Raw genomic sequence first — 12,211 nt, forward strand, 5'->3', positions numbered from 1 at the left:
CGGGCCTGCGCCGCCCCACCACAGGTTGCCCAAACAGAGATCCGGCCAAAGATGAAGAAGAAAAGCGCGAAAACGGAACTGACACAGAACCCCCACGCGGTGCGCGAGGTGCGGGAAAAGAACCTGGAGGTCGCCATCGGCCGCCAAGTGCGCGAGCTGCGCAAACGCCAGCGCATGACCGGATCGGAACTGGCCGAACAGACCGGCCTGTCGGTGGGGATGCTGTCCAAGATCGAAAACGGGGTGATCTCGCCTTCGCTCAACACGTTGCAGATCCTGGCCAATGCGCTGAGCGTGCCGCTGGTACAGCTGTTTTCGGGGTTCGAGGAGATCCGCGGCGCCATGCATGTCAAGGCCGGCAATGGGGTCGAGATCGAACGCGCGGGCACCCGTGCGGGCCATCAATACAGCCTGTTGGGGCATATCGGGTCGAACAATTCGGGCGTCGTGGTCGAGCCCTATCTGATCACGCTGGACAGCGAGAGCGACCATTTCCCGGCCTTCCAGCACGAGGGGATCGAGCTGCTGTATATGCTGGAAGGGGTGGTGAATTACCGCCATGGCGACCAGCTTTATCTGCTGGAGCCGGGCGATTCCCTGCTGTTCGATGCCGACGCGCCGCATGGGCCCGAGGTGCTGATCGACCTGCCCGCGCGCTATCTGTCCGTCATCTGCTACCCGCAACAGGGCTGAATCCGACGCCAGACCACCCGAAAACCGCCTGTTTCGGCGTATTTTTGGGCAGAGTCGGATTCCATCAAAAACTTTTCTGAAAGTAAAAAAACTTTCTTGCAGCGAAACTTTTTGCTGGCTAGATTTGTCTCCGAAAGGCGCATTGCCTGCTGCTGAACGGAGAGGACCATGTGTGGTATCGTTGGCCTGTTTCTGAAGAACCCCGATCTGCGTCCGCAATTGGGTGAGATGTTGACCGATATGCTGATCACCATGACCGATCGCGGCCCCGACAGTGCCGGGATCGCGATCTATGGCGATGGGGATGACGGGCTGAAGGTCACGGTGCAATCCGACACGCCGCAGGAAAGCTTTGACGGGCTGGATGCCGCGCTGTCGGCGGCGCTGGGCGCCGATGTCACGATGCGGGTGGTCGACACCCATGCGGTCCTGTCGATCCCCGATGGCGCGCGCGACGCCGCCGTTGCGTTTCTCGAGGATCGGGGCCTGCGGATCATGGGGCTGGGCGCATCGATGGAGATCTTCAAGGAGGTCGGCCTGCCGCACGAGGTCGCGGCGCGGTTCGACCTGCGCGCGATGGGCGGCAGCCACGGGATCGGCCACACCCGCATGGCCACCGAAAGCGCGGTGACGACGCTGGGCGCTCACCCGTTTTCCACGGCCGAGGATCAGTGCCTGGTCCATAACGGCTCGCTGTCGAACCACAACCAGATGCGCCGCGTGCTGACCCAGAAGGGCTTCCCGCCAAAGACCGAGAACGATACCGAGGTCGCGGCCTGCTATATCTCGTCCCGCATCGCCGAAGGGGCCAATCTGGGCCAGGCGCTGGAGGGGACGCTGGACGATCTGGACGGGTTCTTCACCTTTGTCATGGGCACCAAAAACGGGTTTGGCGTGGTTCGCGACCCGATTGCGTGCAAGCCCGCGGTGATGGCCGAAACCGACGATTACGTCGCCTTCGGTTCGGAATACCGCGCCTTTGCCGACCTGCCGGGGATCGAGGCCGCCCGCGTCTGGGAACCCGAGCCCGCCACCGTCTATTTCTGGGAGCGCTGAACATGACCGCAACCGCCATTGCCGAAACCGACACCGGTGTTCAGACGCTGGACATGACCGAAACCCCGCTGCGCGAGGTGAACGAGACCTTGCAGGCGCAATCGGCCAGTACCAACCAGACCCGTTTCGTGATCGAAAACCCGCGCGGCAGCCATGCGGTCGCCGTGGGGCTGGATGCCCCGATCGAGGTGACGGTCAAGGGCTCGACCGGGTATTACTGCGCGGGGATGAACAAGCAGGCGACGGTGCATGTCACCGGCTCTGTCGGGCCGGGCGTGGCCGAAAACATGATGTCGGGCACCGTCATCATCGACGGCGATGCCAGCCAGTATGCCGGGGCCACGGGCCATGGCGGGCTGCTGGTGGTCAAGGGCAACGCCAGTTCGCGCTGCGGGATCTCGATGAAGGGGATCGACATCGTGGTGCATGGCAATATCGGGCATATGTCGGCCTTCATGGCGCAAAAGGGCAACCTGGTGGTGCTGGGCGATGCGGGCGACGCGCTGGGCGACAGCCTGTACGAGGCGCGGCTGTTCGTGCGCGGCAAGGTCAAGAGCCTGGGCGCGGATTGTATCGAAAAGGAAATGCGCCCCGAACATATCGCGCTGCTGCGCGACCTGCTGGACCGCGCGGGCGCGGATGCCAAGCCAGAGGAATTCACCCGCTATGGCTCGGCCCGCAAGCTTTACAATTTCAATATCGACCACGCTGGCGACTACTGAGGACACCCGAGAACATGGACGAAACACCCAACACGCTTCCGCGCCAGTCCTGGACCTTTTCCAACGATACGAACTCGGAAATCCGCCGGGCGGCCGCCACGGGCATCTATGACATTCGCGGCGGCGGGGCCAAGCGCCGGGTGCCGCATTTCGACGACCTGCTGTTTCTGGGCGCGTCGATGTCGCGCTATCCGCTGGAAGGCTATCGCGAGAAATGCGAGACGAGCGTGACGCTGGGCACACGCTTTGCCAAGAAACCGATCGAGCTGAAGATCCCGATCACCATCGCGGGCATGTCCTTCGGCTCACTGTCCGGCCCCGCGAAAGAGGCATTGGGCCGCGGCGCCACGATGGCGGGCACGTCGACCACCACCGGCGATGGCGGCATGACCGAAGAGGAACGCGGCCATTCCGAAAAGCTGGTCTATCAATACCTGCCCAGCCGCTATGGCATGAACCCCGACGATCTGCGCCGCGCCGATGCGATCGAGGTCGTCGTGGGGCAGGGCGCCAAGCCGGGCGGCGGCGGCATGCTGCTGGGCCAGAAGATCACCGAACGGGTCGCGGGGATGCGCGACCTGCCCGAGGGGATCGACCAGCGCTCGGCCTGTCGGCATCCGGACTGGACCGGGCCGGATGACCTGGAAATCAAGATCCTGGAGCTGCGCGAGATCACCAAGTGGGAAAAGCCCATCTATATCAAGGTGGGCGGCGCGCGGCCCTATTACGACGTGACGCTGTCGGTCAAGGCGGGCGCGGATGTGATCGTGCTGGACGGGATGCAGGGCGGCACGGCGGCCACGCAGGATGTGTTCATCGAACATGTGGGCCAGCCCACGCTGGCCTGTATCCGCCCGGCGGTTCAGGCGTTGCAGGATCTGGGCATGCACCGCAAGGTGCAGCTGGTCGTGTCGGGCGGGATCCGCACCGGCGCGGATGTGGCCAAGGCGCTGGCGCTGGGCGCGGATGCGGTCAGCATCGGCACCGCCGCGCTGGTGGCCATCGGCGACAACGACCCTAAATGGGAAGCCGAATACCAGAAGCTGGGCAGCACCACCGGCGCCTATGACGACTGGCACGAGGGGCGCGATCCCGCGGGCATCACCACGCAGGACCCCGCGCTGATGGCGCGGCTGGACCCGGTCGAGGCCGGGCGGCGGTTGCGCAATTACCTGAACGTGCTGACACTGGAATGCCAGACGCTGGCGCGGGCCTGTGGCAAAAGCCACGTGCATAACCTGGAACCCGAAGACCTGTGCGCGCTGACCATCGAAGCCGCCGCCATGGCGCAGGTGCCGCTGGCGGGCACGGGCTGGATCCCCGGCAAGGGCGGGTTCTGAACCATCAGCGACGGGGCGGCACGCATCGCCCCGCGACACAGACAGGGATACCGACACCACCATGACCGATCTTGCCGCCTTCGCCGCCGAAAAGGGCGTGAAATACTTCATGATCTCGTTCACCGACCTGTTCGGGGGGCAGCGGGCCAAGCTGGTGCCCGCCCAGGCCATCGCCGACATGGTGGACGAGGGCGCGGGCTTTGCCGGTTTCGCCACCTGGCTGGACATGACGCCCGCCCATCCCGACATGCTGGCGGTGCCCGATCCGTCGACCGTGATCCAGCTGCCCTGGAAGCCCGAGGTCGCCTGGGTCGCCGCAAACCCGGTGATGGAGGGCGCCGAGGTCGCCCAGGCCCCGCGCAACGTGCTGCGCAAGCTGGTGGCCGAAGCCGAAGCCGAAGGGCTGCGCGTCAAGACCGGGGTCGAGGCCGAATTCTTCCTGCTAACGCCCGAGGGCGACAAGATCTCGGACCCCGCCGACACCGCCGAAAAGCCCTGTTACGACCAGCAGGCGGTGATGCGCCGCTATGACGTGATCGCCGAGATCTGCGATTACATGCTCGATCTGGGATGGGGCCCGTATCAGAACGACCACGAAGACGCCAATGGCCAGTTCGAGATGAACTGGGAATTCGACGACGCGCTTGTGACCGCCGATCGGCACAGCTTCTTCAAGTTCATGGTCAAATCCGTGGCCGAGAAACACGGGCTGCGCGCGACCTTCATGCCCAAGCCGATCGAGGGGCTGACCGGCAATGGCTGCCACGCCCATATCTCGGTCTGGGATCTGGATGGCAAGACCAACGCCTTCGCGGGCGATGCGGGCGGCCAGATCGGCGAGGTCGGGCTGTCCGAACAGGGCGGGCATTTCCTGGGCGGGATCATGAAACACGCCACCGCGCTGGCCGCGCTGACCAATCCCACGGTCAACAGCTACAAGCGGATCAACGCGCCGCGCACCACATCGGGGGCCACCTGGGCGCCCAATACGGTGACCTGGACCGGCAACAACCGCACCCATATGGTCCGCGTGCCGGGCCCGGGCCGGTTCGAACTGCGCCTGCCCGACGGGGCGGCCAACCCCTATCTGTTGCAGGCCGCGATCATCGCCGCGGGCCTGTCGGGGTTGCGGTCCAAGGCCGACCCCGGCCCGCGCCACGATATCGACATGTACGCCGAAGGCCACACCGTCACCGACGCGCCGAAACTGCCGCTGAACCTGTTGGACGCAATTCGCGCATTCGTGTCGGATACCGGCTTGACCGATATGCTGGGGGCAGAGTTCAGTGGCTCTTACGCGAAGATGAAACAACAGGAATGGGACAGCTTCGTTTCGCATTTCTCGCACTGGGAACGCGAAAACACGCTGGACATCTGACAGAGTGAAAGCCTGAACACATGCGCTTTTCCGGTTTCCGTGTCGTCAAAGAGGCGCTGACAGGCCACAAGGGCTGGAAGCCGCTGTGGCGTGATCCCGACCCCCAGCCCGCCTATGACATCGTGATCGTCGGCGGGGGCGGGCATGGGCTGGCGACGGCCTATTACCTGGCCAACACCTTCGACAAGCCGCGGGTTGCGGTGCTGGAAAAGGGCTGGCTGGGGGGCGGCAATATCGGCCGCAACACCACCATCGTGCGCAGCAATTACCTGTTGCCGGGCAACCAGCCGTTCTATGAGTTCTCGCTGAAACTGTGGGAGGGGCTGGAGCAGGAATTCAACTTCAACGCCATGATGTCCCAGCGCGGGATCCTGAACCTGATCCATTCGGACGCACAGCGCGACGCCTATCGCCGGCGGGGCAACGCCATGCTGCTGTCGGGCGCGGATGCCGAGCTGCTGGATCTGGCGGCGGTGCGCGACATGTACCCGTTCCTGAATTTCGACAACGCGCGCTTCCCGATCCGGGGCGGGCTGTTGCAGCGCCGCGCGGGCACAGCCCGGCACGATGCCGTCGCCTGGGGCTTTGCGCGCGGGGCGGACTTGGCGGGGGTCGACCTGATCCAGAATTGCGAGGTGACGGGTTTCCGGATCGAAAACGGCACCGTCAAGGGCGTCGAGACCACGCGCGGCTATGTCGGCGCGGGCAAGGTCGGCGTGGCGGTGGCGGGGTCCACCACGCGGGTGATGGAAAAGGCGGGCCTGCGGTTGCCGATCGAAAGCCAGGGCTTGCAGGCGTTCGTGTCCGAGGGGCTGAAACCCGCCATCGACGGGGTCATCACCTTTGGCGCCGGGCATTTCTATATCAGCCAGTCGGACAAGGGCGGGCTGGTCTTCGGTGGCGATATCGAGAGCTACAACTCCTATGCGCAGCGGGGCAATCTGCCGGTGGTCGAGGATGTGATGGAATGCGGCATGGCGATGCTGCCCGGTATCGGGCGGGCGCGGGTGCTGCGCAGCTGGGGCGGGATCATGGACATGACGATGGATGGCTCGCCCATCATCGACCGGACGCCGGTGCAGGGGCTCTATCTGAATGGCGGGTGGTGCTATGGCGGGTTCAAGGCGACGCCGGCCTCGGGCTATACCTTTGCCCACCTGCTGGCGACCGACACGCCGCACCCGGTCACGACCGCGATGCGGCTGGACCGGTTCGAACGCGGTCACCTGATCGACGAAAAGGGCGCGGGCGCCCAGCCGAACCTGCACTAGGGGGCACGCGATGATCATTCCTCACCCGCTTCTCGGTCCCCGCGATTCCCAGGAATTCACGATCATGGGCGATGCGAAATTGCTGGCCCGCCCCGATGGTCTGGCCGATGGCGCCGAGGCCGCGTTTTTCGATTACCTTTACCTGCGCGACAACCCCGCCGGGCTGCACCGCGAGCTGTGGTATCACGAACAGGGCGACCGGTCCTGGCTGGTGGTCACGCGCGATACGCTGACGCATGAAATCCTTGGCGCGGAATTGGCCAGCGACGTGGCCAGACGGTTGGCGGAGGGCGCGGCATGACGCGTATCACGGGCGGGCTGATCGACCGCAGCCAGACGCTGAACTTCACCTTCGACGGCAAACGCTATGCCGGGCATCCGGGCGACACGCTGGCCTCGGCCCTTCTGGCCAATGGCGTGCGGCTGATGGGGCGCAGCTTCAAATATCACCGCCCGCGTGGCGTGGTTGCGGCGGGGTCCGAGGAACCCAATGCGCTGGTCACGGTGGGCAGCGGCGCACGGGCCACGCCCAACACGCGGGCCACGGTGGTGGAACTGTTCGACGGGCTGCAGGCCACCAGCCAGAACCGCTGGCCGTCGCTGGCGGTGGATGCGCTGGGGGTCAATGACCTGCTGTCGCCGTTCTTTGCCGCGGGCTTCTATTACAAGACCTTCATGTGGCCCAAAAGCTTTTGGGAAAAGCTCTATGAGCCGATCATTCGCCGCGCGGCGGGTCTGGGCAAGCTGCCGATGCAGGCCGACCCGGATGCCTATGACAAGGGCTACCTGCATTGCGATCTGCTGGTGATCGGCGGCGGCGCGGCGGGTCTGGCGGCGGCGCTGACGGCGGCGCGGGCGGGCGCACAAGTGGTGCTGGCGGACGAGGATTTCCGGCTGGGCGGGCGGCTGTTGGCCGAAAGCCATGCGCTGGACGATGCCCCCCCCACCGATTGGCTCGCGGGGGTCACGGCAGAGCTGCGCAGCCTGCCCAACCTGCGGATCCTGACCCGCACAACAGTCTTTGGCGCCTATGACCACGGGATCTATGGCGCGGTCGAACATGTCTCGGACCATCTGGCGGAACCGGGCGGCCGCGTGCGCCAGACCCTGTGGCGGATCACCGCGAAGCGCAGCCTGCTGGCCGCTGGCGCGATCGAACGCCACATCCCCTTTGCCAACAACGACCGCCCCGGCGTGATGCTGGCCGGGGCGATGCGCGCCTATGCCAACCGCTGGGCGGTGACGCCGCAGGCGCGCGATGGCGACCGGGTGGCGATATTCGCCAACAACGATGACGGCCACCGCACCGCGCTGGACCTGATGGCGCGGGGCGTGCCGATTTTCGGCGTGATCGACCCGCGCGAAGATGCGCCGCGGCTGGGCGAATGCCAGCTTTTTGCGGGCGGGCAGGTCACGGGCACGCAGGGGCGGCTGGGCCTGTCATCGATCCGCATCGCGCATCAGGGGCGCAATGACTGGTACGAATGCGCGGCGCTGGGCGTGTCGGGCGGGTGGAACCCGAACCTGCACCTGGCCGCGCATCACCGGGGGCGCCCGGTCTGGGATGATGCCCTGCAGGCCTTTGTGCCCGGACCCGATGGCCCGCCGGGGCTGTGCGCCATCGGCGCCGCCGCCGGGCAGGGCACGACGGCTGCCGCGCTGGCCAGCGGGGCAAAGGGCGCACAGGACGCGCTGCGGGATCTGGGGATCGCCGCCAGCCTGCCCGATCTGCCCGTGGCCGAGGATCACAGCGCCCCGCCCGCGCCGATCTGGCATGTGCCGGGGCCGGGCCGCGCCTGGGTCGATTTCCAGAACGATGTGACGGTCAAGGACATCGCCCTGGCCCATCGCGAAAACATGCGCAGTGTCGAGCATATGAAGCGCTGGACCACGCTGGGCATGGCGACCGATCAGGGCAAGACCGCGAATGTCACCGCGCTGGCCGTGATGGCCGAGCTGACGGGGCAAAGCATACCGCAGACCGGCACAACGGTCTTCCGCCCGCCCTATACGCCTGTCGCGATCTCGGCCCTGTCGGGGGGTGATCCGGGCACGCATTTCAAACCCACGCGCCTGACCCCCACCCATCACTGGGCGGCCGAACGCGGGGCGGTCTTCATCGAATCCGGGCAATGGATGCGGGCGCAGTATTATCCGCGCCCGGGCGAAACCCATTGGCGCCAGTCCGTCGACCGCGAGGCGCAGGCCGTGCGCGCCGGCGTGGGCATCTGCGATGTGACCACTCTGGGCAAGATCGACGTGCAGGGGGGCGATGCCGCCGCGTTTCTGGACCGGCTTTACGCCAATACCATGTCCACGCTCAAGGTGGGGCGTGTGCGCTATGGCCTGATGCTGCGCGAGGACGGGTTCGTCTATGATGACGGCACCTGCGCCCGGCTGGCCCAGGATCACTTTGTCGTCACGACCACCACCGCCAATGCCGGGCTGGTCTATCGCAATATGGAATTCGCGCGGCAGGGGCTGTGGCCCGATCTGGATGTCCAGATCATCTCGACCACCGATGCCTGGGCGCAGATCGCCGTGGCGGGGCCGAAATCGCGCGCGTTGCTGGAACGGGTGGTCGATGATGCCGACCTGTCGAACGAGGCCTTTCCGTTCATGGCCTGCGATACGCTGACGGTCTGTGGCGGGCTGCGCGCGCGGCTTTTCCGGATCAGCTTTTCCGGTGAGCTCGCCTACGAGCTGGCCGTGCCCGCGCGCTATGGCGCGGCGCTGATGGACCGGCTGATGGCCAAGGGCGCGGATCTGGGCGTGGTGCCTTACGGGCTTGAGGCGCTGAATGTCCTGAGGATCGAAAAGGGCCATTGCACGGCGGCCGAGGTCAACGGCCAGACCACCGCGCAGATGCTTGGGCTGGGCCGCATGGTGTCGCAGAAGAAAGACGCGCTGGGCGTGGTCCTGTCGCGGCGCGAGGGGCTGGTGGGCGAACGGCGGGCGCTGGTGGGGCTGATGCCCGCCGATCCGGCCACGCCGCTGGTGGGCGGTGCGCATCTATTCACCGCCGGGGCCGCGCAGAAGACCGAAACCGATCAGGGCTGGATCACATCGGTTTGCTATTCGCCGCATCTGAACAGCCATATCGGGCTGGGCTTTCTGGAAAACGGCGCCGACCGGCTTGGTGAAGAGATCACCGCCGCCAACCCGCTGGCCGGCACGGACGTGACCGTCCGCGTGGTCAGCCCGCATTTCCTGGACCCGGAAGGGGGGCGTTTGCGTGACTGATCTGATCCCGACCACCGCCTTTGGCACCACGACGGCCCGGACGGCGACCCATGGCGCGCTGAGCATGGCCGAGGATGTGACGACCGCGCTGGCCTCGGTCGCGCTGCGGCGGGGCGCGGATGTGCCCGTGCCGCTGGGGCTGCCCCTGCCGGGGCCGGGGGGCTGGGCCGGGGCCGACGGGGCGATGGCCGTCTGTATGGGCCCCGATCAGTGGCTGATCCTGGGCGCGGACGGCGCGGGCGGCGATTTCGCCGCCGATATCGCCGCCGCCGCCCCGGATTGCAGCGTGACCGAACAGACCGATGGCTGGGTGATCCTGGACATCCGGTCAAAGGATGATGCGGATGGCGCGCCGATGGCAGAGCTGCTGACGCGGCTGGTGAACCTGGACCCCGCCACGCTGGCGCCGGGGCGGGCCACGCGCAGCCAGACCGGGCATCTGGGCATCATCGCGCTGCGTCTGGCGCCCGACCGGCTGCTGCTGCTGGGCCTGCGATCGGCGGCGGAAAGCCTGTGGCAGCACCTGGACGGGACGCTGCGGCGTCTGGCGGTGCCCCGATGACCGGCGCACGCCCATCGGGCCTTGGCATCCGGGCCGCAAGATGATGATATCCCGGCCTGTTTCCCGCCTGTCGGTTTTGACGGGCGCCATGTCGCTTGGCGCGGCCCCTGTCCGCGCCGCAACTGTTACCGCAGCAGAAAACAGCGTATCCGGTTGGCCGGTGCGCGCAGCCAGGCCGTTTCCAAAGGATCCGAGATGACGAAATACGCCCTTACCGTAACCTGCACGTCGACCCGCGGGATCGTCGCGGCCATCGCCAATTACATGGCCGACAACGGCTGCAACATCACCGACAGCGCCCAGTTCGACGACGCCCAGACCGACCGGTTCTTCATGCGCGTCAGCTTCGACAGCGAACAGGGCGCGACGCTGGACCAGCTGCGCGACGGGTTCGCGGAAACCGCCGCCGCATTCGGAATGGAGTTCGCATTCCATGACGAGGCCGAGAAGATGAAGGTCATCATCATGGTCAGCCGGTTCGGCCATTGCCTGAACGATCTGCTCTATCGCTGGCGGATCGGGGCGCTGCCGATCGAGATCGTGGCCGTGATCTCGAACCACATGGATTACCAGAAGGTCGTGGTGAACCACGATATCCCGTTCCACTGCATCAAGGTCACCAAGGAAAACAAACCCCAGGCCGAGGCGCAGATCATGGCCGTGGTCGAAGAGACCGAGGCCGAACTGGTCGTGCTGGCGCGCTATATGCAGGTGCTGTCGGACGAGATGTGCCGCAAGATGTCGGGCCGGATCATCAATATCCACCACTCGTTCCTGCCCAGCTTCAAGGGCGCAAACCCCTATAAACAGGCGTTTGAACGCGGGGTGAAGCTGATCGGGGCGACCTCGCATTACGTGACCGCCGATCTGGACGAAGGCCCGATCATCGAACAGGACATCACCCGCGTGACCCACGCCCAAAGCGCGGCGGATTACGTGTCGCTGGGCCGCGATGTCGAGGCCCAGGTGCTGGCCCGCGCGATCCACGCCCATATCCACCGCCGGGTGTTCCTGAACGGGGACAAGACGGTGGTGTTCCCGGCCTCGCCCGGCAGCTATGCCAGCGAACGCATGGGCTGAATCGCGGCCTGACCGGCGATTTTGTTGACAAATCCCCCGTGGGTTGCGCTATCGCTAGGGGGTGCGCCACCGCTGGCGCGCCCGAACCGGAGCCACGATGTCGACCAAGAAAACCCGGCGCCACACCGCGATCCTGGACCAGCTGTCCGCCAATCCCACCATGCGGGTGAACCGGCTGTCCGAGGCGCTGGGGGTGACGACTGAAACCATCCGCCGCGACCTTGAGGACCTGGCCGGGCAGGGGCTGATCAGCCGCACCTATGGCGGGGCGATGCTGCGCCAGCCGGCCGAACCCGCCCTGTCCGAGCGGCACAAGGATTTCGTCGCCGAACGGGCCGCCATCGGCCGCGCGGCGGGGCCGATCCTGGCCAAGGCGCGGGTGATCATGATCGGGTCGGGGGCGACCACGGTGCAGATCGCCAAGCGCATCGCGTTCGAGATGAACGAGATCACCGTCATCACCCATTCCTTCGGCGTGGCCACGGTTCTAAGCTTCAATCCGACGATTCAGGTGATCATGGCGCCAGGCGTCTATCACTCGGGCGAGGGCGCGATGCACGGCGCCCAGACCGTGCGGTTCCTGGCCGATTACACCGCCGACTGGTCGGTGACCGGCGCCAGCGCGCTGTCGCCCGCCGGGCCGACCGACGCGCTGATCGAGGCCGCGGATGTCTATGCCACGATGCTGCGGCAAAGCACGCGGCACATGGTGGTGGCCGACAAGTCGAAATACGACCGGATGGCCACCGCGCGCTATGCCGAATGGGGGGATATCGACCTGTTGCTGACCGATGGCCAGCCGCAGGGGCCGCTGGCGCAGGCCTTGCAGGGTGGCGGGGTCGAGGTGCGGCAGGTCCCGGTCTGAG

The 12,211-nt window shown here is 66.2% G+C and carries 11 protein-coding genes; all 11 read left to right on the forward strand.

The genetic code is table 11. The features are described from left to right. The first annotated feature begins 51 nt into the window (after nucleotides 1–51). The gene (locus CLM60_RS09605) at nucleotides 52–693 is read left to right on the forward strand and encodes a helix-turn-helix domain-containing protein (protein WP_095588943.1); all 642 of its coding nucleotides are present in this window, start codon (nucleotides 52–54) and stop codon (nucleotides 691–693) included. A 168-nt stretch (nucleotides 694–861) separates the two neighbouring features. Beyond that, complete coding sequence (locus CLM60_RS09610; protein ID WP_095588944.1) at nucleotides 862–1,749, forward strand: class II glutamine amidotransferase; 888 nt, start codon at nucleotides 862–864, stop codon at nucleotides 1,747–1,749. A gap of 53 nt (nucleotides 1,750–1,802) precedes the next feature. Continuing rightward, nucleotides 1,803–2,471 (forward strand): GltB/FmdC/FwdC-like GXGXG domain-containing protein, encoded by a 669-nt coding sequence (locus CLM60_RS09615; RefSeq protein WP_425427226.1) that lies wholly within the window; start codon nucleotides 1,803–1,805, stop codon nucleotides 2,469–2,471. 14 nt (nucleotides 2,472–2,485) lie between these two features. Further along, nucleotides 2,486–3,811: an FMN-binding glutamate synthase family protein gene (locus CLM60_RS09620; protein WP_095588946.1), complete on the forward strand. Its 1,326-nt coding sequence runs from the start codon at nucleotides 2,486–2,488 to the stop codon at nucleotides 3,809–3,811. A gap of 61 nt (nucleotides 3,812–3,872) precedes the next feature. After that, on the forward strand, nucleotides 3,873–5,189 hold the full coding sequence (glnT, locus tag CLM60_RS09625) for a type III glutamate--ammonia ligase (protein ID WP_095588947.1): 1,317 nt from the start codon (nucleotides 3,873–3,875) through the stop codon (nucleotides 5,187–5,189). A gap of 20 nt (nucleotides 5,190–5,209) precedes the next feature. Beyond that, nucleotides 5,210–6,460 (forward strand): sarcosine oxidase subunit beta family protein, encoded by a 1,251-nt coding sequence (locus CLM60_RS09630; protein WP_095588948.1) that lies wholly within the window; start codon nucleotides 5,210–5,212, stop codon nucleotides 6,458–6,460. A 10-nt stretch (nucleotides 6,461–6,470) separates the two neighbouring features. Continuing rightward, complete coding sequence (locus tag CLM60_RS09635; protein ID WP_095588949.1) at nucleotides 6,471–6,761, forward strand: sarcosine oxidase subunit delta; 291 nt, start codon at nucleotides 6,471–6,473, stop codon at nucleotides 6,759–6,761. Then, nucleotides 6,758–9,703, forward strand: coding sequence for a sarcosine oxidase subunit alpha family protein (locus tag CLM60_RS09640; protein WP_095588950.1), 2,946 nt, complete (start codon nucleotides 6,758–6,760; stop codon nucleotides 9,701–9,703). Before CLM60_RS09635 ends, CLM60_RS09640 begins: the two co-directional genes overlap by 4 nt. Continuing rightward, entirely contained in the window at nucleotides 9,696–10,265 is a 570-nt protein-coding gene (locus CLM60_RS09645; RefSeq protein WP_095588951.1) for an aminomethyltransferase family protein, read from the forward strand. Before CLM60_RS09640 ends, CLM60_RS09645 begins: the two co-directional genes overlap by 8 nt. 195 nt (nucleotides 10,266–10,460) lie before the next feature. After that, on the forward strand, nucleotides 10,461–11,345 hold the full coding sequence (gene purU / locus CLM60_RS09650) for a formyltetrahydrofolate deformylase (protein ID WP_095589320.1): 885 nt from the start codon (nucleotides 10,461–10,463) through the stop codon (nucleotides 11,343–11,345). A gap of 97 nt (nucleotides 11,346–11,442) precedes the next feature. Further along, on the forward strand, nucleotides 11,443–12,210 hold the full coding sequence (locus tag CLM60_RS09655) for a DeoR/GlpR family DNA-binding transcription regulator (protein ID WP_095588952.1): 768 nt from the start codon (nucleotides 11,443–11,445) through the stop codon (nucleotides 12,208–12,210). Nucleotide 12,211: the final 1 nt, after the last annotated feature.

Source organism: Actibacterium ureilyticum (assembly GCF_002285435.1).
Lineage (GTDB): Bacteria > Pseudomonadota > Alphaproteobacteria > Rhodobacterales > Rhodobacteraceae > Actibacterium_C > Actibacterium_C ureilyticum.